The 22,598-nt window shown below is 61.0% G+C and carries 17 protein-coding genes and 1 pseudogene; 17 read left to right on the top strand and 1 reads right to left on the bottom strand.

The window, feature by feature from the left end:
• Positions 1 to 81: 81 nt before the first annotated feature.
• Positions 82 to 1,209: a polysaccharide deacetylase family protein gene (locus PVV54_RS04245; protein ID WP_274908747.1), complete on the bottom strand. Its 1,128-nt coding sequence runs from the start codon at positions 1,207 to 1,209 to the stop codon at positions 82 to 84.
• A gap of 136 nt (positions 1,210 to 1,345) precedes the next feature.
• On the opposite strand from PVV54_RS04245, the gene yaaA reads away from it, so the two are divergent.
• The 17 genes and pseudogenes from yaaA to PVV54_RS04160 all read left to right on the top strand — a co-directional run bounded on the left by yaaA (position 1,346) and on the right by PVV54_RS04160 (position 22,559).
• Complete coding sequence (gene yaaA / locus PVV54_RS04240) at positions 1,346 to 2,125, top strand: peroxide stress protein YaaA (protein WP_274908746.1); 780 nt, start codon at positions 1,346 to 1,348, stop codon at positions 2,123 to 2,125.
• Positions 2,126 to 2,664: 539 nt separating this feature from the next.
• A complete protein-coding gene (locus tag PVV54_RS04235; protein ID WP_274908745.1) occupies positions 2,665 to 3,585 on the top strand; it encodes a lipid II-degrading bacteriocin in 921 nt (306 codons plus the stop codon).
• A 365-nt stretch (positions 3,586 to 3,950) separates the two neighbouring features.
• A pseudogene (locus PVV54_RS04230) lies at positions 3,951 to 4,088 on the top strand (peroxide stress protein YaaA); the annotation flags it as partial.
• Between the two features lie 842 nt (positions 4,089 to 4,930).
• Complete coding sequence (locus PVV54_RS04225; RefSeq protein WP_274908744.1) at positions 4,931 to 6,247, top strand: nucleotide sugar dehydrogenase; 1,317 nt, start codon at positions 4,931 to 4,933, stop codon at positions 6,245 to 6,247.
• A gap of 68 nt (positions 6,248 to 6,315) precedes the next feature.
• Positions 6,316 to 7,797: a mannuronan synthase gene (alg8, locus tag PVV54_RS04220; RefSeq protein ID WP_274908743.1), complete on the top strand. Its 1,482-nt coding sequence runs from the start codon at positions 6,316 to 6,318 to the stop codon at positions 7,795 to 7,797.
• Positions 7,798 to 7,833: 36 nt separating this feature from the next.
• Complete coding sequence (locus PVV54_RS04215; protein ID WP_274908742.1) at positions 7,834 to 9,000, top strand: PilZ domain-containing protein; 1,167 nt, start codon at positions 7,834 to 7,836, stop codon at positions 8,998 to 9,000.
• A gap of 12 nt (positions 9,001 to 9,012) precedes the next feature.
• Positions 9,013 to 10,461 carry an alginate biosynthesis TPR repeat lipoprotein AlgK gene (algK, locus tag PVV54_RS04210; RefSeq protein WP_274908741.1) on the top strand — a complete coding sequence of 483 codons (1,449 nt, stop codon included), beginning with the start codon at positions 9,013 to 9,015 and terminating at the stop codon, positions 10,459 to 10,461.
• On the top strand, positions 10,458 to 11,936 hold the full coding sequence (locus PVV54_RS04205; RefSeq protein ID WP_274908740.1) for an alginate export family protein: 1,479 nt from the start codon (positions 10,458 to 10,460) through the stop codon (positions 11,934 to 11,936). The genes algK and PVV54_RS04205 overlap by 4 nt, the downstream gene beginning before the upstream one ends.
• 18 nt (positions 11,937 to 11,954) lie before the next feature.
• Positions 11,955 to 13,514 carry a mannuronan 5-epimerase AlgG gene (algG, locus tag PVV54_RS04200; protein WP_274908739.1) on the top strand — a complete coding sequence of 520 codons (1,560 nt, stop codon included), beginning with the start codon at positions 11,955 to 11,957 and terminating at the stop codon, positions 13,512 to 13,514.
• Between the two features lie 13 nt (positions 13,515 to 13,527).
• Positions 13,528 to 14,961: an alginate O-acetyltransferase gene (locus PVV54_RS04195; RefSeq protein ID WP_274908738.1), complete on the top strand. Its 1,434-nt coding sequence runs from the start codon at positions 13,528 to 13,530 to the stop codon at positions 14,959 to 14,961.
• An 8-nt stretch (positions 14,962 to 14,969) separates the two neighbouring features.
• Positions 14,970 to 16,073: a mannuronate-specific alginate lyase gene (locus PVV54_RS04190; RefSeq protein WP_274908737.1), complete on the top strand. Its 1,104-nt coding sequence runs from the start codon at positions 14,970 to 14,972 to the stop codon at positions 16,071 to 16,073.
• A 186-nt stretch (positions 16,074 to 16,259) separates the two neighbouring features.
• On the top strand, positions 16,260 to 17,717 hold the full coding sequence (locus tag PVV54_RS04185) for an MBOAT family O-acyltransferase (RefSeq protein WP_274908736.1): 1,458 nt from the start codon (positions 16,260 to 16,262) through the stop codon (positions 17,715 to 17,717).
• Between the two features lie 10 nt (positions 17,718 to 17,727).
• A complete protein-coding gene (locus tag PVV54_RS04180) occupies positions 17,728 to 18,885 on the top strand; it encodes an alginate O-acetyltransferase (protein WP_274908735.1) in 1,158 nt (385 codons plus the stop codon).
• 17 nt (positions 18,886 to 18,902) lie between these two features.
• Positions 18,903 to 19,550: an alginate O-acetyltransferase AlgF gene (locus tag PVV54_RS04175; RefSeq protein WP_274908734.1), complete on the top strand. Its 648-nt coding sequence runs from the start codon at positions 18,903 to 18,905 to the stop codon at positions 19,548 to 19,550.
• A 36-nt stretch (positions 19,551 to 19,586) separates the two neighbouring features.
• Positions 19,587 to 21,041 carry a mannose-1-phosphate guanylyltransferase/mannose-6-phosphate isomerase gene (locus PVV54_RS04170; RefSeq protein ID WP_274908733.1) on the top strand — a complete coding sequence of 485 codons (1,455 nt, stop codon included), beginning with the start codon at positions 19,587 to 19,589 and terminating at the stop codon, positions 21,039 to 21,041.
• 96 nt (positions 21,042 to 21,137) lie between these two features.
• Entirely contained in the window at positions 21,138 to 21,602 is a 465-nt protein-coding gene (locus PVV54_RS04165; RefSeq protein WP_274908732.1) for a multidrug transporter, read from the top strand.
• Between the two features lie 132 nt (positions 21,603 to 21,734).
• Positions 21,735 to 22,559: an SDR family oxidoreductase gene (locus PVV54_RS04160; RefSeq protein WP_274908731.1), complete on the top strand. Its 825-nt coding sequence runs from the start codon at positions 21,735 to 21,737 to the stop codon at positions 22,557 to 22,559.
• The last annotated feature ends 39 nt before the right edge of the window (positions 22,560 to 22,598 follow it).

Below are 22,598 nucleotides of genomic sequence, written 5' to 3'. Positions count from 1 at the left end.
GCAGGTGAAGTTTATTTTTCCGAATGACGAACAGGGCTTGGCGGTAGCCCGAGACGGGTCTACAGTCAAAAGTCATACCCCTTATTCCTTGTAAGCGTATTGGCGACAATCCTCCCAGCCAATGCCGCTTTGTGCCGTGCTACGCAGCAACCATTCCAATGCAGGCTGTGCTTTGGGCAAGCCGTCATGGAACTGGATCACACCTTTGCGCCACAACAGCATCAACGTGACCACTCGCTGGGCCGAGGCCTCTGCAGTCAGCGCGGTATCGTCCTGGGCGTCGATGTCCCACAGTGAAACGCGCAATCCCTGGCTGGCCATGAAGGCTTCGCCGTCAGCTCGTCGCTGGCCATAAGGGGGGCGAAACAACGGCACATACTGGTCAGGCAGGTCCGCCTGCACTCGCGCCTGGCTGCGCTTGAGCGAATCCTGCCAACCATTCCACTGGGCATGGGAGCGATATTCCCAACCCTGAATACCCACACACTGCCCTTTGTATAAAAGGCCCAGCGCGTTCGCCGCTCCGGCATCGCGACGCTGCTGGAAGCGATTGCCCAATACAAAGAAGGTGCCCTGCATTTTCTGCCTGCGCAGGTAGTCGGCCAACATATCAGTGCTGCCACCTTCCGGGCCGGGGCCGCCCGCGAAGGTCAGCAAGAACATGCGGTCGTTCAGCTCGTCCCCGCTGCGTTCACGGCTGGACAGGCGTTCGACTTCGCTGCTGGTCTGTGGCAACAACGCGGCTTTGCGCAGTTGTTCATCCAGATAGCGTTTGTGAAACTGATGGCTCGGCTCAATCCAACCTGTATAAAACTCGCCGACATCTGCAGCGAACGTGGCAGCTTGCATGCGTAAATCAGCCATGGAGCCAACTGGATAGCAAAACGACGCATCCTGCTCGCAACTGCGCTGAGCCTGCTCGTAACCCTGCCATAACCGCTGCCACATGCGCGCGCGCACGGCACGAACCTTCTGCAGGTTGATCTGCCGTAGCCCCAACCGGGCGGCCAGTGCTCCATCATCGAGCAGTTCGCTTTCGTGCAGCACCTGGGCAAAGGACAGGATCTCCGCACGCGAAGCCACATCGAACAACGCCGGGCTGTCCAACTGCTCGGGCCAGGCGCTGCGGTCCAGGCTCGCAGGCCCGGCGGGCGCCGCCTGGGCAGACAAGCTCAGCAATGTGGCCAGCAGGGCAGCAGCAATTCGCACGGTCCAGGGCTCCGCAATAGCCAAACGCGCACTATAGCGCCTGATTTGGCGATGGTCTGTGACTATTGTCGCCATAGTTTGGCGTTGCCTGCCCCAGCCCGTAGAATTCACGGCAACGATTCCAGGAGCCGACCCGATGCTGACGGTGATTTCACCCGCCAAGACCCTTGATTACGAAACCCCGCCGGTCACCGACCGCTTTACCTTGCCGCAGTACCTGGACGACTCCCAAGAGCTGATCCAGCAGCTGCGCGAGCTGTCACCCGCACAAATCAGCGAGCTGATGCACCTGTCCGACAAGCTGGCGGGCCTGAACGCCGCACGTTTTGGCAGCTGGACACCGGACTTTTCACCGGCCAACGCCAAGCAGGCGCTGCTGGCATTCAAGGGTGATGTTTACACCGGGCTTGATGCCGAAACCCTGAGCGAAGGCGATTTCACCTACGCCCAGCAGCACCTGCGCATGCTGTCTGGCTTGTACGGCCTGCTGCGCCCGCTGGACCTGATGCAGCCCTACCGCCTCGAAATGGGCACCAAGCTGGCCAACGCTCGCGGTAAGGACCTGTACGCGTTCTGGGGCACTCGCATCAGCGAATGGCTGAACCAGGCCCTGACTGAGCAAGGCGATGACCTGCTGCTGAACCTGGCCAGCAATGAATACTTCAGCGCGGTGAAACGCAGCGCCCTCAAAGGCCGCGTGATCAATGTCGACTTCAAGGACCTGAAAAACGGCCAGTACAAGATCATCAGTTTCTACGCCAAGAAGGCACGCGGCATGATGAGCCGGTTCGTGATTCAGGAGCGGGTCAACGACCCGGAGCGACTGAAGCAATTCGATGTGCAGGGGTACTACTACAGTGCCGAGCAGTCGAAGGCGGATCATCTGGTGTTTTTGCGTGATCATCCTGCCGAGTAAGCCTTTCATGAAAGGGGAGCTGCCCAGCGATGGGCATGCTCTCTTCGTTACAACTTGAGCTTCTCCGGAGTTGTTACCGGCAGAAAATTCTGGCCCGCCATCATAACAACTCAACTTGCTGAAAATTCTACACTGCAACATTGCCCAAGCCTTGTAACTACCCACGGCCACCATGCGAAATCTCCCACATAGGAAGCGCTGACTTTTCGCCGTGTATATGCCTCATCCGAAATAACTTAATGCTTCCATTGTGCAACGCATGAAGCATGCGCCTTTCACTCTTGCACTCGCCCATGATCCATACAAAAACCTTCCAAATCCAAGGTTTCTCTCATACCGCCGAGTTAGCAAGCAAAGAACCCCTATAAAAGCAAAAAGCAATCGATAATTTAATAAAATCTCACAAATCGACTAGTCCTACTTCACTGGTTGACTTTTCTCACAACGCTTAACCAAATCTATCCTCGCTACTTGTCCTAACATAGGAGTCGCAATCAACCAATCGTACAAGCCTTACAACACGATCAGCGAGAACACACATGACTCAAAACAGTAATGAACTACCCAGTACCATTGTATATGGCGGCTACGTAACAGAAATGGGGCTGGACTACGGCTGGAGCAATGAGTTCAATGGCCTGCCTGATCATGTACGTGAAATTCAAATGATCCCCGTTGCAGCAGAAAATATGTGCCTTAATGGGACAGAAATGTGGAAGGCAGTTGAGAACAACGACTCTCTCGCAGCTTTGGACGCGGCTTGCAAGGGTTTCAGTAATCAGAACCTCACTGTGCTCAATCAACAACTGCAAATCCACTGCTACAGCGCTTTTGCAATGAATGACCAGGCGAAGACCCAGGGTTGGAGCCCGGATGGGCTGTTCGGAGAAAACGTAATTTCTGCCCGATTTGGTTATGGAACATTTTTGAGTAGCAGTTCAACTGATTGGTCCAATGCTTTTGATAGACACGAGATCGACTTCTACGGCACGCCCTTAATGCCGGTAGCCGCAATCGGTTACTGGCTGTTTGGTAATGGAATTACACGGAATGTCCGAATCGGCTCGCTAAACCTCAAAATGGTAGCGGCAGACTTCACGCCTATCACCAATTTGCTGGCCAACTCATCCACAGGTCCTGGTACCTACCGCCTCAACGCAGAAAGTTTCAGTTACAACACCTTCAGTAAAGCGCCACTGGATATACCAGCAGCCGGCATGATTGGGCGGGTGAGTGGTAATCTGACTGGGGATTTGACGGTTTTCGCTGACGGCACTTACAATTTCTCAGGATCGTACACGCTGAATCCGGACGTCTATGACGCTAATCAGAGCAACCGAACTTGGGGGCAGGAAGCACTAACTACGTTCCTGCGGGAGCTGGGTGACACATTTGGGCATGCTGATTATGAAATCCATTTCATTGGCTCTCAGTATGTACAATTCAGCGGGGTGAGATAGGGAAGATGCGAAGCTTCAGGCTATTTGTCATCGCAGCGATAGCGGCTCTCTCTATTTCGGGCTGTCAGAAAGAGGACGGCGAGTCTTGCACCTCAATGGGGCCGGACTTCTTCACGCGTTCGCTGGACACCTACTTCTCAGAGCATGATCAATCAGCGCTGGGCTCATACGAGCTGGAGCCAGGTGAACGCTACGACTCCACGAATAACTGGTGGATCGTCCCGTTTAAGCTGAAAGAGAAGGGGTATCTCGCAATGATCAGCTGCGACGGAAGACTGGAGCTGAGCGTCGGCAAACCCTGAGGCATCCTTCCAGACCCGGCAGGACCGGGGCCTGGTCAAATTAGCTATGCAGCGCCCACAACCATCGGCCGGTTCGTGATTCAGGAGCGGGTCAACGACCCGGAGCGGCTGAAGCAGTTCGATGTGCAGGGGTACTACTACAGTGCCGAGCAGTCGAAGGCGGATCATTTGGTGTTTTTGCGGGATCACCCAGCCGATTGATTCTCAGACCCGGCGCCTTGCGGCGCATCGCGGATAAATCCGCTCCTACAGGACCTCCTTAACCTGTAGGAGCGGATTTATCCGCGATGCGCCGCGCGGGCGGCGCTCGATCTCTGCACCACCATAGACCCTCGCAAAAAGCCATAAAATTGGCGCCAAAAACCCAACACGCTTCCTTTTATCGCCATCCGCCATAAGACCGTTCGTACCTTTTTTGACGAATTTTGAAAAAATTTTTCAGATACTGGCACAAAAACATCCCCCTTCAGTTTCGCCCTTTATATACCGGGGTAAAACCCTCGCGTGCTATCAAATTGAAAGTATTTGCCACTGAAAAAATATTTAGAAATCTTTCATGCACGCTGTACCCACCCCGGAACTTCTCCCCAAACCGACCGCTCATAGTGCCGTAACGAATTTCATGCCCCCGGGTTGTGAGAAATGACTTACACATGACAAGCAGCGGTACTCAATACCCGCCCGCTTATTCAGGAAGGTGCAACGGGTTCTATGCAGAGCCCGTCTCATGGAGGATAGACGCGCCCCTACACATCGTCCTAGTGGTTGATTTCAAAGGATTTATCCACTTGAAAGAACAAGCACAGCAAAGCGCCAAGTAGCGCCTTGCAATAAAGACGGCTGCATTTCAGGGCACGCCTTTAATTACTGGCTTATGACTGCCAACTTTTAGTGCACAACTTTGTGCGCGACGGATTTATTCATGCCTGCGCTCGGCAAAGTGTGCTTTTGCCATGGATCCGTGCGCCCGAAAACTGTTGTTAATCAACCCAGTCCGGCTCTTCCCGAAAGAGCCGACGTGATAAACACATGAGGTGATTGCGATGCGTATCAGCATCTTTGGTTTGGGTTATGTGGGTGCGGTCTGTGCAGGTTGCCTGACGGCGCGAGGCCATGACGTGATTGGTGTGGACGTGTCCAGCACCAAGATCGACCTGATCAATCAGGGCAAGTCGCCCATCGTCGAACCTGGCCTGGAGGCTCTGCTGCAGCAAGGCATCGCCAACGGCCGCCTGCGTGGCACCACCGACTTCGCCGAGGCCATCCGCGCCAGCGATGTGTCGATGATCTGCGTCGGCACCCCAAGCAAGAAAAACGGCGACCTGGGCCTGGAGTACATCGAGTCGGTCTGCCGCGAAATCGGCTACGTACTGCGTGACACCACACGCCGTCACACCATCGTGGTGCGCAGCACCGTACTGCCGGGCACCGTCAAGAACGTGGTCATTCCGATCCTCGAAGATTGCTCGGGCAAAAAAGCCGGCGTCGACTTCGGCGTGGCGGTCAACCCGGAATTCCTGCGTGAAAGCACCGCGATCAAGGACTACGACCACCCGCCAATGACCGTCATTGGTGAGCTGGACAGCCAAAGCGGCGACGTGCTGCAGGCCCTGTACGAAGAACTGGACGCGCCGGTCATCCGCAAGCCGATCGAAGTGGCCGAGATGATCAAGTACACCTGCAACGTGTGGCACGCCACCAAGGTCACCTTCGCCAACGAAATCGGCAACATCGCCAAAGCGGTGGGCGTGGACGGCCGTGACGTGATGGACGTGGTTTGCCAGGACAAGGTGCTCAACCTGTCGCAGTACTACATGCGCCCGGGCTTTGCCTTCGGCGGCTCGTGCCTGCCCAAGGACGTACGCGCCCTCACCTACCGCGCCGCCAGCCTCGATGTGCGTGCCCCGCTGCTCGACTCGCTGATGCGCAGTAACGAGTCGCAGGTGCAAAACGCCTTCGAACTGATCGAAGCCCACGACAAGCGCAAGGTCGCCCTGCTTGGCCTGAGCTTCAAGGCCGGCACCGACGACCTGCGCGAAAGCCCGCTGGTAGAGCTGGCCGAACGCCTGATCGGCAAAGGCTATCAGTTGGACATCTACGACGAGAACGTCGAGTACGCCCGTGTTCACGGTGCGAACAAAGAGTACATCGAGTCGAAGATCCCGCATGTGTCGTCGCTGCTCAATGCCAACTTCCAGAAGGTCATCGACAACGCCGACATCATCGTGCTGGGCAACCGCGACGAGCAGTTCCGCGCCCTTGCCGAGCAAGCGCCGGCCGGCAAACAGGTGATCGACCTGGTTGGTTTCATGGCCAAACCAACCTGCGCCACCAGCCGTACCGAAGGCATCTGCTGGTAAGCCCTCGGCCGGGCAGCGCAGGCCCCCTGCGCTGCCCACCCCCCAAGAATTCCTGACGGATGCTGAACATGCAAAGGCTCCAGACAGTGCTGTTGCAGTGCGCCGGGTGGCTGCTCTACATGAGCCTGCTCATGTTGATCGCCCTGGCCCTGCCGGCCGATATCTTCGACTCGCAGTCGAAGCACTTCATCTTCCTGGTCGGCGCAGTCGGCATCTGGCGCTATTCCATGGGCGCCACCCATTTCATTCGCGGCATGATCTTCCTCTACATCGTCTACCCGCACCTGCGCCGCAAAGTGCAGAAATTGGGCGATGCCACCGCGCCTTCGCACGTGTACCTGATGGTCACCAGCTTCCGTATCGAAGCGCTGACCACCGCCCAGGTGTACAGCTCGGTGATTCGCGAGGCGATCGACTGCGGCTACCCCACCACCGTGGTGTGCTCGCTGGTGGAAATGTCCGATGAACTGCTGGTGAAGAGCCTGTGGGCCAAGTACAACCCGCCTGAACACGTGAAGCTGGACATCGTGCGCATCGCCGGTACCGGCAAGCGCGACGGCCTGGCTTATGGCTTCCGCGCCATTTCACGCATGCTGCCGGACGAAAACGCCGTTGTTGCGGTAATCGACGGTGACACCGTGCTCGGCGAGGGCGTGGTCCGCAAGACCGTGCCGTGGTTCAAGCTGTTCCCCAATGTCGGTGGCCTGACCACCAACGAATTCTGCGAAGTGCGCGGCGGCTACATCATGAGCGAGTGGCACAAGCTGCGCTTCGCCCAGCGCCACATCAACATGTGCTCGATGGCCCTGAGCAAGCGCGTGCTGACCATGACCGGGCGCATGTCGATGTTCCGCGCCAGCGTGGTGACCAACCCCGAGTTCATCGCCGACGTCGAAAGCGACTCGCTGATGCACTGGCGCCTGGGCCGCTTCAAATTCCTCACCGGTGACGACAAGTCCAGCTGGTTCAGCCTGATGCGCCTGGGCTACGACACTTTCTACGTGCCGGACGCCGCCATCAACACCGTCGAGCACCCGCCGGAAAAGAGCTTCCTCAAGGCCAGCCGCAAGTTGATGTACCGCTGGTACGGCAACAACCTGCGCCAGAACTCCCGTGCACTGGGCCTGGGCATGCGCCGCCTCGGGCTGTTCACCAGCATCGTGTTGTTCGACCAGCGCGTGTCGATGTGGACCAGTTTGCTTGGCCTGACCGTGGCGGTGATCGCCAGCCTCAAGTTCGGCATGGCCTTCCTGCTGGTGTACCTGCTGTGGATCGGCATCACCCGCCTGATTCTCACCGTGATGCTGCTGTGCTCCGGCCATAACGTCGGCCCGGCCTACCCGCTGATTCTCTATTACAACCAGATCGTCGGCGCGCTGATGAAGATCTACGTGTTCTTCCGCCTCGACAAGCAGTCCTGGACCCGCCAACCGACTGCCCTCAAGCGCGACCTCGCCAGTTTTCAACAATGGTTCAACACCTGGTCCTCGCGGACCATGACCTTCTCGGCTGCCAGCATCTTCGTTGCTGTGCTGTTCATGGTCGTGTGAGCCCAACCCGGATCAGAACTCAAGGAACAAACCACCATGAATACCGCCGTGAACGTCAATGTCGTGCATGAGTCCGAAGCCCAGCGCCAACACGCCCGGGTACGCATCCCGGCCAAGCTGCGCTTCCTGGATGCCCAGCGCCAGCCCCACGATGTGAAGGTGGACGACCTGTCCGCCGGTGGCCTGAGCTTCCACACCAAGCAGCCGCTGAGCGTGGGCGAAGTGCTGCGCGGGCGCCTGCAGTTCTTGGTCGACAACCTCGGGCTGTCGATGGATATCGAGTTCCAGGTGCGCTCCTACCACAGCGACAGCGGCCGCACCGGCGCACAGTTCCAGAACCTAGAACCGCGCGACATTGCCACCCTGCGCCACATCATCACCAGCCACCTGTCGGGCGAGCTGATCAGCATCGGCGATGTGCTCAGCACCCTGCAGCGCGACAACTTCACCAAGGCGCGCAAGCAGAAGGACGGCGGCGCTGGTTTGTCTGCCTTTGGCCGCCTGAAGGCCGTGACGGTCACCTTGGGCGTGTTCGTGGTTGGCATCGCGGCGTTCGGCTTCGTTGCCAAATCGCTGTACGGCATGTACTTCGTCAGCCATGCCGAAGCCGGCGTGGTGGCGGTGCCGACCACCAACGTCACCATGCCGCGTGACGGCACCGTGAACAGCCTGGTGGAAAGCGGCGGCCAAGTGACCAAAGGCGCGCCGCTGGCCAGCTTCAGCACCAGCATGCTGGACATGCTCAAAGGCCACCTGGACGACTCGCAACTGGAGCCAGCGAAGGTCGAGGAACTGTTCGGCAAGCAGCTTTCCGGCACCCTCACCAGCCCGTGCGATTGCGTAGTCGCCCGCCAACTGGTGGACGACGGCCAGTACGCCGCCAAGGGTCAGCCGATCTTCCAGCTGATCCCGCGCACCACCAACCCGATGGTTGAGGCGCGCTTCAGCTACCGCCAGTTCGACGAGGTCAAGCCAGGTACCCGGGTCAACTTCCAGGTGGCCGGCGAAGACGAAGTGCGCACTGGCCGCATCGTCAGCAGCGCCAGCCTCAACAGCGAAGACCTGGCCTCTGACATCCGCGTGCAGATCAAGCCTGACACCGGCCTGCCTGCCGAACTGGCCGGCCGCCCGGCTTCGGTCAACAGCGACCGTGGTCCGTCGCTGAACTGGCTGATCGACAAAGCCGTGGCCCGTGGTCTGTAAGAGGATCGGACAATGATCGCTGACAAGTATCCCGTGGGACGAGCGCTCAGCGCCCGCCCCTTCGCCTGGTGCACCCTGGCCCTGGCCGTGACCCTGGCCGGCTGCTCGGGTCTTCCGGACCAGCGCCTGGCCAACGAAGCCCTCAAGCGTGGCGACACCGCACTGGCCGAGCGCAACTACAAGGCCCTGGCCGACCTGGGCTACAGCGACGCGCAAGTGGGCCTGGCCGATATCAAGGTGTCCACCGGCGACCCGGCGCAGTACAAAGAAGCCGAAGCGACCTACCGCGCCGCCGCCGACACCTCGACCCGCGCCCAGGTACGCCTTGGCCGCCTGCTGGTGGCCAAGCCCGACAGCACCCAGGCCGAACGCGAAGAAGCCGAAACCCTGCTCAAGCGAGCCGCCGAACAGGGCGAGAACAAAACACTGATCCCGCTAGCGATGCTTTACCTGCTGTACCCGCAGAGCTTCCCCAACGTCAACGCCCAGCAACAGATCGACCAGTGGCGCGCCGCTGGCTACCCGGAAGCGGGCCTTGCGCAAATTCTGCTGTACCGCACCCAGGGCACCTACGACCAGAACCTCGACAACGTCGAAACGCTCTGCAAGCAAGCACTCGCCACCATGGACGTGTGCTACACCGAACTGGCCACGGTCTACCAGAAGCGCGGCCAGGCCGACCAGCAGGCCGCCCTGCTTGAACAGCTCAAAGCCGGTTACGCCCGTGGCACCGTGCCCGCCACCCGGGTCGACAGCGTCGCCCGCGTATTGGCCGACATGAATCTCGGCCAGACCGACGAAAAAACCGCCAAGGATTTGCTCGAACACATTGCCCCGACCAACCCGGCCTCCTGGGTGAGCCTGGCGCAACTGGTGTACGACTTCCCTGAGCTGGGCGACACCGACCAGCTCATGGCTTATATCGACAAGGGCCGCGAAGCCGAACAGCCGCGCGCCGACCTGCTGCTGGGCCGCCTTTACTACGAAGGCAAGGCCATCCCGGCCGACGCCGAAAAGGCCGAACAGCACCTGCAGGCGGCCGCCAGTGCCGGCGAAGTCAGCGCTGACTACTACCTTGGCCAGCTTTATCGCCGCGGCTACCTGGGCGATGTCGAGCCGCAAAAGGCCGTCGACCACCTGCTCAACGCCGCCCGTGGTGGCCAAAGCAGCGCTGACTACGCCCTCGCCCAGTTGTTCAGCGAAGGCCATGGCATTCGCCCAGAGCCGACCAACGCCTGGGTGTTCGCGCAGCTTTCCCAAGCGTTACCGACGCCTCAGTCCACCGAACTGGCCCAGCAGCTCGACCAGCAGCTGACGCCCGAGCAACGTAACCAGGCCCAGAGCCTCCTGGCGCAAGAAAAGCAGGCCCGCGGCAACATGGCCCAGGTCGGCCGCCGCAGCCTGTCACTTGATGCCCTGCAATACGAAGACCCCGCAGTAGACGGTGAGGACATGCTATGACGCTCAATCCCTTCGTGAAAGCCGGCATTGGCCTGAGCTTCGCCCTGCTGTGGTCCTGCCCGACCCTGGCCGAAGAAACCGTGCAGAAAAACTTCGGCATGGATGTGAAAATCACCGGCCAGTCCGAGGATGACCGCGACCTGGGCACCCGCTCCGGTGGTGACGTCAACGGCCTGGGCCTGGACCTGCGCCCGTGGGTGTATGGCGAGCGTGGCAACTGGAGCGCCTACGCCATGGGCCAGGCCGTCGCCGCCACCGACACCATCGAAACCGACACACTGCGCCAGAACGACGACGGCACCACCACCGACACCAGCGCCGATGGCCGCACGCCCGAGAAGAGCTACCTGGCCATGCGCGAGTTCTGGGTCGGTTACAGCGGCCTCACCGCCTACCCCGGCGAGCAACTGCGCTTTGGCCGCCAACGCCTGCGCAGTGACGACGGCATGTGGCGCGACACCAACATCGAGGCCCTGAACTGGACCTTCGACACCACCCTGCTCAAGGCCGACCTGGGCGTGGCCCAGCGCTTCAGCGAATACCGCACCGACCTCACCGAGCTGGCCCCGGAAGACAAGGACCGCACCCATGTCTACGGCAACATCGCCACGCAGTGGACCCCTGGCCACTGGGTTGGCTTGCGTGGGCACCACACCCATGACAGCGGTAGCCTGAAAAGCCCGGGCGAAACCATCGACGCGCTGGACAAGACCCGCACCGGCGACCTCACCTGGCTGGGCCTGGAGGCCAATAGCGACGCCTACAACTGGCGCAACGACCACACCGTCAATTACTGGGGTAGCGTCACCTGGCTGACCGGCGACCGCGATACCCTCAGCAGCCAGCAAGTGGGCGACGACCAGGTGGCCACCGGCAAGCAGAGTGGCGACGTCAACGCCTGGGCAACCGACCTTGGTATTCGCCTGCGTCTGGACCCGAACTGGCAAGTGGGCGCGGCCTATGCCCGTGGCAGCGGTGGCGGCGGTGATGATGGCTCGAACAACTTCGAGCAGACCGGGCTGGAGAGCAACCGCTCCAACTTCACCGGCACCCGTTCGCGCGTGCACCGCTTCGGCGAAGCCTTCCGCGGCGAGTTGGGCAACCTGCAGGCAGCCACCCTGTTCGCCTCCTGGCAGCTGCGCGACGACTATGACGCCAGCCTGATCTACCACAAGTTCTGGCGCGTCGACGGCTCGCAGAACATCGGCTCCAGCGGCATCAACGCGGCCGTCAACGACAACGGCATCAGCCGCCAACTGGTTGATGGCGAAAAAGACCTCGGCCAGGAAATGGACGTGGTCGTGACCAAGTACTTCAAGCAAGGCCTGTTGCCAGCCTCGATGAGCCAAGCCATCGACGAGCCCTCTGCGCTGGTGCGCTTGCGTGCCGGTGTGTTCAAGCCGGGCGACGCCTATGGCAAGGAAGCGGATTCGTACATGCACCGCGCCTTCGTCGACGTGATCTGGCGCTTCTGAGGCCGGGAGAGGATTGCAATGAACCTTCAGCCGCACATCCGTCACAGCCTGTTGGCCAGCGCGTTGCTGCTGGCCTCGGGCCTGGCCGTCGCCAGCCAGCCTGCGGTCATGGGCAAAGAGCTGCAGCAGGCCAAAACCTACACCATCTCTGCCGCACCCACCGAGCCGCTGCACATGGACCCGCCGAAGCTCCCCGACCTCAGCGGTTTCACCGCTGATGCGGTGCAGAAGAAAATCGACCGTAGCCACAAGGGCAAGGTCAGCGTGCGCCGCATGCTGCAGGAAGAGTCGCTCAAAGAGTTTATCGGCGGCGACAACAAGGCTGCCGAATGGGTACAACGCCAGCACGGTATCCCCCAGGCGATCTTCGTCGACGACGGGCACATGAGCCTGGTGGAACTGGCGAAAAAGGTGCCTCAACAGTACCTGCGTGAAGTCGAGCCAGGGGTTTACCTGGCACGCCTGCCGATCGTGGTCGGGCAGAAGGGCATTCTGGAAATCGACGGCAAGGTCAAGCAACTGCGCCTGTCCCAGGAAGGTGGCTCGTTCCTGGTCAACGACGGCAAGCTGTTTGTCACCGACACTCAGGTGACCGGCTGGCGCGAGAAGGAAAACGGCCCGGCCACCTTCCGCTCGCCCAAGGAATTCCGCCCCTTCCTGCTGTCGTGGGGCGGCACCGAGACCTACATCGTCAACAGCAAGATGGCCAGCTTTGGCTATGCCAAGTCCAAGTCGTACGGCGTGAGCATTTCGCAGTACACGCCGAACATGGCCAAGCGCATGGGCCGCCCGGAACCTACCGGCTGGATCCTCGGCTCGGAATTCAGTGACATGTGGTACGGCTTCTACTGCTACGAAACCCAGGACTTCGTGGTCAAGGACAGCACCTACCGCGACAACATCGTGTATGGCATCGACCCGCACGACCGCTCGCACCGCCTGATCATTGCCGGCAACACCGTGTACGGCACCAAGAAGAAGCACGGCATCATCGTTTCGCGTGAGGTCAACGACAGCTGGATCATCAACAACAAGAGCTACGACAACAAGCTCTCCGGCGTGGTGATCGACCGTAACAGCGTCAACAACCTGATCGCCTACAACGAGATCTACCGCAACCACACCGACGGCATCACCCTGTACGAAAGCGGCGACAACCTGATCTGGGGCAACAAGCTGATCAACAACCGCCGCCACGGCATCCGCGTGCGCAACAGCGTGAACATCCGCCTGTACGAAAACATCGCCATGGCCAACGGCCTGGTGGGTGTGTACGGGCACATCAAGGACCTGTCCGACACCGACCGCGACATCGCCCTGGACCCGTTCGACACCAAGGTGTCGCTGATCGTGGTTGGCGGCGAACTGGCGGCCAATGGCTCCGGCCCCTTGTCGATCGACTCGCCGCTGTCGGTCGAGCTGTACAAGGTCTCCATGCTCGCTCCGCGCAAGGCCAACGGCATCAGCCTGAACGGCGTGCTGGGCGAGCGCCAGGACGAAATCCTCGACCTGCTGGTGCGCCAGCAAAAGGCTGTGCTGATCGACCCGGTCGAGCGCCAGACCGAAATGATCGACTAAGGAAGCCCAGACCATGACCCCACACCTGATCAAACTGCTGGGCTTGTCCGCCGCCCTCCTGGCCATCAGCCAGGGCGTGCGCGCCGATGAGGTGCAAGCCCCGTCCTTCACCGCCGAGCCTTGCTGCCAGCTGTGCCCCGAAGCGCACGATGCCAGCCGCTACACCACCCGCTACCAGCAGAACTTCACCACGCTGGTGCAGGCCCAGGGCGACTGGCTGTTCCGTACCCGCGAAGACCTGCGCACCGAGTTCAACACCACACCGGCCGGCTACAAGCGCCTGCAGCAGGTGCACGACGCGTTCAAGAAGCGCGGCGTTGAGCTTGTGGTGGTCTACCAGCCGACCCGTGGCCTGGTGAACCGCAACATGCTCAAGCCGGCCGAGAAGGCTGCCTTCGATTACCAGAAGGCGTTGGGCAACTACCAGGCCATGCTCAAGCGCTTCGCCAGCATGGGTTACAACGTGCCCGACCTGTCGCCGCTGACCAACGAGCAGTTGGCCGCAGCCGACCAGGGCAAGGATTTCTACTTCCGCGGTGACCAGCACTGGACGCCGTACGGCGCCGAGCGCGCGGCAAAAATCGTGGCCGACACCGTGCACAAGATGCCGGCCTTCGAAGGCATCCCGCGCAAGGAGTTCGAAACCCACAAATCCGGGCGCATGGGCAAGACCGGCACCCTGCACAACGTTGCCGGCCAGCTGTGCAACACCAGCTACGCGGTGCAGTACATGGACCAGTTCGCCACCGAGCCGAAGGGTTCCAGCGGCGGCGGCGACGACTTGTTCGGTGACGGCGGCAACGCGCAGATCACCCTGGTCGGCACCAGCCACAGTGGCAAAAACTACAACTTCTCCGGCTTCCTTGAGCAGTACATCGGCGCTGACGTGCTCAACGTGGCCTTCCCCGGCGGTGGCCTGGAAGGCTCGATGATCCAGTACCTGGGCAGTGAAGAATTCCAGAAGAACCCGCCAAAGATTCTCGTCTGGGAATTCTCCCCACTGTACCGCCTGGATCAGGAGACCATCTGGCGGCAGATCCTCGGCCTGCTCGACGACGGCTGCGATGCACGCCCGGCATTGATGAGCGCCAGCGCCGAACTCAAGCCCGGCAAGAACGAGCTGATGGTCAATGGCAAGGGCGGCGTGATCAAAGACCTGATCAACCGCAACCTGCAGATGGACATCAAGTTCGAAGACACCTCGGTGAAGACCCTGCAGGCCACCCTGTGGTACCTGAACGGCCGCCACGAGGACATCAAGATCGACAAACCCACCACCTCCGAAACCGACGGGCGCTTTGTCTTCCAGCTGCGCGAAGACGAAGACTGGGCCAACCAGAACGTGCTCGCACTGGAAGTTCAGGGCCCTGAGGACGGTACACGCAAAGTCGAAGCCAAGCTTTGTAAACGCAACAACTTTGCCAGCACCGCGCACGCTGGCCAGTGAGGCGAACAATGACCAAGCTCAGCACCACCACCGCACCCGCCCTTCTCGCCCTGGCATTGTTCGGAGGCACCGCGCACGCCGCGCTGGTGCCACCACAGGGTTATTACGAGGGCATCGAAAAGCTCAAGACCAGCGACGGTAACTTCCGTTGCGCAGCGCCGCCCACGCCGTACACCGGCGCGCTGCAGTTCCGCAGCAAGTACGAAGGTTCGGACCGTGCCCGGGCAACCCTGAACCTTGACTCGGAACAGGCCTTCCGCGACTCCACCAAGGACATCACCACCCTTGAGCGGGGCGTGGCCAAGATGGTCAACCAGTACATGCGCGACGGCCGCCCGGCGCAGCTCGACTGCACCCTGAGCTGGCTGGGCAGCTGGGCACGGGCCGACGCGATGATGTCGACCAACTACAACCACACCGGCAAGTCCATGCGCAAATGGGCACTGGGCAGCATGAGCGGGTCGTGGCTGCGCCTGAAGTTCTCCAATTCGCAGCCGCTGGCAGCGCACCAGGCCCAGGCCGAGCTGATCGAAAAGTGGTTCGCCCGCCTGGCCGAGCAGACCGTGCGCGACTGGAGCAACCTGCCGCTGCAGAAGATCAACAACCACAGCTACTGGGCAGCCTGGTCGGTAATGGCCACTGCCGTGGCCACCGACCGGCGCGACCTGTTCGACTGGGCGGTGAAGGAATACAGGGTCGGCGCCAACCAGGTCGACTCCCAAGGCTTTTTGCCCAACGAGCTCAAGCGCCGCCAACGCGCCCTGGCCTACCACAACTACGCCCTGCCGCCGCTGGCGATGATCGCCAGTTTTGCCAAGGCCAACGGGGTGGACCTGCGCGGCGAAAACAACAATGCCCTGCAGCGTCTGGGCCAGAAAGTGCTGGATGGCGCCCGCGACCCCAGCGCGTTCAAAACCCGCAACGGCCAAAAACAGGACATGGACGACCTCAAGGTCGACAACAAGTACGCCTGGCTTGAGCCGTGGTGCCAGCTGTACCAATGCAACGCCGACACCCTCGAACGCAAGCGCGACATGCAACCGTTCGACAGCTTCCGCCTCGGCGGCAACCTGACCCGGGTCTACGACCCCGGCGCAAGTTCGAAGAAATAACTGTAGGAGCGGATTTACCGAAGCGTCGGACCGCCGCGATGGCGTCAGCAGGCTCAACCCAGCTGTTTTGCCGATCGCCATCGCGGATAAATCCGCTCCTACAGGGACCATGGTGACCCGTCACGAATGTGGGGGGTTTGGGGGGCGTTTTGCCCTGGATGCTGTGAACAACTTAGGAGAACCGGGATGGTCTTCTCGTCCAACGTGTTCCTGTTCCTGTTCTTGCCGATCTTCCTCGGCTTGTACTACCTGAGCGGGCAACGCTATCGCAACCTGCTGCTGCTGGTTGCCAGCTACATCTTCTACGCCTGGTGGCGAGTGGACTTCCTGGCGCTGTTCGCCGGGGTAACCCTGTGGAACTACTGGATCGGCCTCAAAGTCGGTGCCGCAGGTGTGCGCACCAAGCCGGCCCAACGCTGGCTGCTGCTGGGCGTGGGCGTGGACCTGGCGATCCTCGGCTACTTCAAGTACGCCAACTTCGGTGTCGACAGCCTGAACGCGATCATCGCCTCGTTCGGCCTGGAGCCATTCATCCTCACCCACGTGCTGTTGCCGATCGGTATCTCGTTCTACATTTTCGAGTCCATCAGCTACATCATCGACGTGTACCGCGGCGATACCCCGGCCACCCGCAACCTGATTGACTTCGCGGCATTCGTGGCGATCTTCCCGCACCTGATCGCAGGCCCCGTGCTGCGCTTCAAGGACCTGGTCGACCAGTTCAACAACCGCACCCACACTCTGGACAAGTTCTCCGAAGGCTGCACCCGCTTCATGCAGGGCTTCATCAAGAAAGTGTTCATCGCCGACACCCTGGCGGTGGTCGCCGACCATTGCTTTGCCCTGGAAAACCCCACCACTGGCGACGCCTGGCTGGGTGCGCTGGCCTACACCGCGCAGCTGTATTTCGACTTTTCCGGCTACAGCGACATGGCCATCGGCCTTGGCCTGATGATGGGCTTCCGCTTCATGGAGAACTTCAAGCAGCCCTACATCAGCCAGTCGATCACCGAGTTCTGGCGCCGCTGGCATATCAGCCTGTCCACTTGGCTGCGTGATTACCTGTACATCACCCTGGGCGGCAACCGCAAAGGCACCTTCAACACTTACCGCAACCTGTTCCTGACCATGCTGCTGGGCGGTTTGTGGCACGGTGCCAACTTCACCTACATCATCTGGGGCGCGTGGCACGGCATGTGGCTGGCCATCGAGCGGGCGCTGGGGCTGGACACCAACCCACAACGCTTCAACCCGGTGAAATGGGCATTCACCTTCCTGTTGGTGGTGGTTGGCTGGGTGATCTTCCGTGCCGAGAACCTGCACGTGGCCGGCCGCATGTACGGCGCCATGTTCAGCTTCGGTGAATGGCAGCTGTCGGAGCTGAACCGCGCCAACCTCACCGGCCTGCAAGTGGCCACCCTGATCATTGCCTACATCACGCTGGCGTACTTCGGCCTGCGCGACTTCTACCGCAATGCCAAACCCGCGCCAGTCGCCACCCCAGTGCAGGTCAATGCCGACGGTTCGCTGGGCCTGGACTGGGCGCGCGTGGTCAGCCGCACCCTGATCCTGCTGCTGTTCGTGGCCTCGATCCTCAAGCTTTCGGCGCAGAGCTACTCGCCGTTCCTGTACTTCCAGTTCTGAGGCCGATGACATGAACCGCACATTACGCATCACTTACTCGCTGTCGTTCCTGGGCCTGCTGGTAGGCATGGGCGCATGGTCCACCGGTGGCCTGCAGAGCTTCCAGCGCACCGAGCAAATGACCCTGCTCAACGGCAAGCTGGCCAAGGCCGCCGAGACCCATTACGACGCCGAGTTCCCGATCAAGCGGCTGGGCACCAACCTCTGGGCCGCGCTGGACTTCAAGCTGTTCAACGAAGGCCGCCCCGGCGTGGTACTGGGCCGCGACCAGTGGCTGTTCAGTGACGAAGAGTTCAAGCCCACCGCCGGTGCCGAGCAGTTGATGCAGGAAAACCTGGCGCTGATCCGCGGCGTGCGCGACACCCTGCAACAGCACGGCAGCCAGCTGGTGCTGGCGATCGTGCCGGCCAAGGCGCGCATCTATTCGGAATACCTGGGCAAGGAGCAACCGGCCAGCCTGCACGACGACCTGTACAACCAGTTCCACGCTCAGGTTCGCCAGGCCAACGTGTTTGCCCCGGACCTGCAAGCCGCCATGGAGCAGGCCAAGGCCCGTGGCCAGGTATTCCTGCGCACCGACACCCATTGGACGCCGATGGGCGCCGAAGTCGCAGCGCAGGCTCTGGCCGAAGCCGTGAGCCGGCAGAACATGCTCAACGGCGACCCGCAAACCTTCGTCACCGAAGCCGGCAGCACCGCCCCCTACAAAGGCGACCTGACCAACTTCCTGCCGCTCGACCCGCTGTTCAGCAACCTGCTGCCTACCCCGGACAACCTGCAGCAACGCAGTACCCGCCCGGCCGACGCGGCGGCAGAAGGCGACGATGCACTGTTTGCCAACAACGAAATCCCGGTCGCCCTGGTGGGTACCAGCTACAGCGCCAACCCGCACTGGAACTTCCTCGGCGCCCTGCAGCAGGCCCTGCGCAGCGACGTGGCCAACTACGCCGAAGACGGCCATGGCCCGCTGCTGCCAATGCTCAAGTACCTGCAAAGCGATGCTTTCAAAAACGCCGCACCACAGGTGGTGGTGTGGGAATTCCCCGAACGTTATCTGCCAATGAAGAACGACCTCAGCAGCTTCGATCCGCAGTGGATCGCACAGCTGAAAAAGCCCCGTAAATCCGAAGAAAACCTGGCCTTGTCGTCCACCCGGACGAACCACTGATAGAGAGGAACACGCACATGACTACCAAAACTTCCATTGCCAAAGCCCTCACCCTCGCGGCAGGCCTTTCGCTAGCTTCGATGCAGGCCTTCGCCGGCGCCGACGCCGCCCTGTACGGCCCCACCGCACCAAAAGGCTCGACCTTCGTGCGCCTGTACAACGCGGCCCCTGCGCCGGCCGCAGCATCGGTTGGCAACACCCAGATCAAGCAGGTGGGTGCCCAGGCCAGCAGCGACTTCAGCTTCCTGCCAGGCGGTGACTACACCGCTCAGGTCGGCGGCAAGAGCGTTCCGGTGAAGCTGGCAGCAGACAAGTACTACACCCTGGTCAACAACGCAGGCGGCAACCCGCAACTGATCGAAGAGCCGCCGTTCAAGAACAAGCAGAAAGCCTTGGTACGCGTGCAGAACCTGAGCGACCAGGCCCTGACCCTGAAAACCGCCGACGGCAAGACCGAAGTGGTGCAATCGGTAGCCGCCAAAGGCCGTGGCGAGCGTGAAATCAACCCGGTCAAGGTCAACCTGGCCCTGTTCGAAGGCAACAAGAAAGTCAGCGACCTGAAACCGGTCGCCCTGGAACGCGGCGAAGCGGCCGTGCTGTACGTAACAGGTTCCGGCAACAGCTTGTCGCCGGTGTGGGTAACTCGCCCCGTGTCCACCAACTGATCCCTGCCTCTTTCTAGACCTTATTGGAGAAACAACATGATCCCGGTAATTCTTTCTGGTGGTAGCGGTTCCCGTCTGTGGCCTCTGTCGCGCAAGCAGTTCCCCAAGCAGTTCCTGGCCCTGACCGGTGAGCACACGCTGTTCCAGCAAACCATCGAGCGCCTTGTGTTCGAGGGTATGGATGCACCCATCGTGGTCTGCAACAAGGACCACAAGTTCATCGTTCAGGAGCAGCTCGCAGCACTGAAACTGGAAACCCAGGCCATCCTGATGGAGCCGTTCGGCCGCAACACTGCACCAGCGGTGGCCATGACCGCCATGAAACTGGTGAACGAAGGCTGTGACGAGTTGATGCTCGTATTGCCCGCCGACCACGTGATCGACGACCAGAAGGCCCTGCAACGCGCCTTGGCCCTGGCCACCGTTGCCGCCGAGCGTGGTGAAATGGTGCTGTTCGGCGTACCGGCCACCAAGCCGGAAACCGGCTACGGCTACATCCGCTCCAGCCAGGACGCTCTGCTGCCGGAAGGTGTTGCGCGTGTGGCGCAATTCGTCGAGAAGCCAGACGAAAAACGCGCTGCCGAGTTCGTCTCTGCTGGCGGTTACTTCTGGAACAGCGGCATGTTCCTGTTCCGTGCCAGCCGCTTCCTCGAAGAGCTGAAAAAGCACGAGCCCGATATCTACGACACCTGCCTGCTGGCACTGGAGCGCAGCCAGGAAGACGGTGATGTGCTGAGCATCGACGAAGCCACCTTCGCCTGCTGCCCGGACAACTCCATTGACTACGCGGTGATGGAAAAGACCCAGCGCGCCTGCGTGGTGCCAATGTCGGCAGGCTGGAGCGACGTGGGTTGCTGGTCGTCGCTGTGGGACGTGCACGAGAAGGACGCCGACGGCAACGTCACCAAAGGCGACGTGGTGGTGCAGGACAGCCGCAACTGCATGATCCACGGCAACGGCAAGCTGGTGTCGGTCATCGGCCTTGAGAACATCGTCGTGGTCGAAACCAAGGACGCGATGATGATCGCCCACAAGGACAAGGTCCAGGGCGTCAAGCAGATGGTCAAGACCCTCGACGAACAGGGCCGCAGCGAAACCCAGAACCACCTGGAAGTGTACCGCCCGTGGGGCTCGTACGATTCGGTGGACATGGGCGGGCGCTTCCAGGTCAAGCACATCACCGTCAAGCCGGGCGCCAGTCTGTCGCTGCAGATGCACCACCACCGCGCCGAGCACTGGATCGTGGTATCCGGCACCGCCGAGGTCACCTGTGACGAGAACGTGTTCCTGTTGACCGAAAACCAGTCCACCTACATCCCGATCGCCTCGATCCACCGACTGCGCAATCCTGGCAAGATTCCGCTGGAGATCATCGAAGTGCAGTCCGGGAGCTACCTGGGCGAGGATGACATCGAGCGCTTTGAGGATGTGTATGGGCGTACTTCCACGCCGGTTGAGCGTGGGGTTTCGGTGAAAACCATCGCGCAGTGAACGAAATCAGGGGCCGCAATGCGGCCCCTTCTTTTGAGGCAACTTCGATTTGGCGCTAGGATGGTCAGACCCGTGCAACCAAGGTCTGCCCGCCCCATGATCATCGGTGCCTTTCTGATTCTCACCTGGCTGGTACTGCTGTTGCGCTACCCGTCCAAGGCCCTGCCTATCTCGATGGCCGCCATCTGCGGCCTGGGCATCGTTGCCCTGTTCGTCATCTGGCAAGACAACCGCGAAGCTTCGCAGCTGGCCCGGCTTGACCTGCGCCTGAGTTACACCCCCGATCAGTGCCCTGCCGACCGCGCCTTGCAGGTGCGCATGAAGAACGGCAACAAAGTCCCGCTCACCGAACTGCGCTGGCGCGTGGCCGCCTATGCGCCGGGGGACACGGTGAACTTGGCGGAAAACACCTACAACGCGCCGCGCTATCGTGGGCCAGGTGAGTTGCAAGCAGGGGCAGAATGGACGGATTGCCTGCCGTTACCGCCATTGCGTTCGGGGTATCGGGCGCAGACGCTGGAGTTTCGGGCGGAACATCTGCAAGGTTCGTTTGCTAACTGATTTAGCGCCTGTGCCGGCCCCTTCGCGGGTAAACTCGCTCCCACAGGGAAAACACTTGCCTGTAGGAGCGGGTTTACCCGCGAAGAGGCCGGTACAGCTTGTACAAATCCCACCCTCCAAACAGGCCCCACCATGCCCACCGTCCTGATCACCGGTTGTTCCAGCGGCATCGGCCGCGCTTTGGCCGACGCCTTTCGCGATGCCGGCCACGAAGTCTGGGCCACCGCCCGCAAGCCCGAAGATGTCGAGCAACTGCTTGCCGCTGGCTTTGCCGCGCGGCAACTCGATGTCAATGACACGGAAGACCTCAACCGCCTGGTGGCCGAACTGCAAGACCGCCACGGCAGCCTCGATATTCTCATCAATAACGCTGGCTACGGCGCCATGGGGCCGCTGCTTGATGGTGGTGTGGACGCCATGCGCCAACAGTTCGAAACCAACGTGTTTGCGGTCGTAGGCGTTACCCGTGCGTTGTTCCCGTTGCTGCGCCGGGCACGTGGGCGGGTGGTGAACATCGGTAGCGTGTCAGGCGTTTTGGTCACGCCGTTTGCCGGGGCCTACTGCGCATCGAAGGCGGCGGTGCATGCGTTGAGCGATGCCCTGCGCCTTGAGTTGGCGCCGTTCGGCATTCAGGTAATGGAAGTGCAGCCAGGGGCGATTGCCTCGCAGTTTGCCAGCAATGCCCAGCGTCAGGCGGACCAAGTGCTGGCAGCGGATTCCGCGTGGTGGCCGTTGCGCGAGTTTGTGCAGGCGCGGGCGCGGGCTTCGCAGGACAAGCCGACGTCGGCGGCTGTGTTTGCTCAGGGGGTACTGGCGGCTACGCGCAAGGCGCGAGTGCCGGCGGTGGTACGGTTGGGGAATGGCAGCACGGCATTGCCGTTGATGGCCAGAGTGCTGCCGCAGCGGCTGCTGGATTGGGCGTTGCGCAAGCGGTTCGGGTTATTGCGACCGCTTTGAGTTTTTGGTTGCCTGTGCGGGCCGCCGCGATAGGGCCCG

It is taken from the genome of Pseudomonas sp. PSKL.D1 (genome assembly GCF_028898945.1).
Classification (GTDB): Bacteria; Pseudomonadota; Gammaproteobacteria; order Pseudomonadales; family Pseudomonadaceae; genus Aquipseudomonas.
Note: the sequence above shows the minus strand (reverse complement) of the source record. Positions and strands in the feature narration are given on the sequence as shown.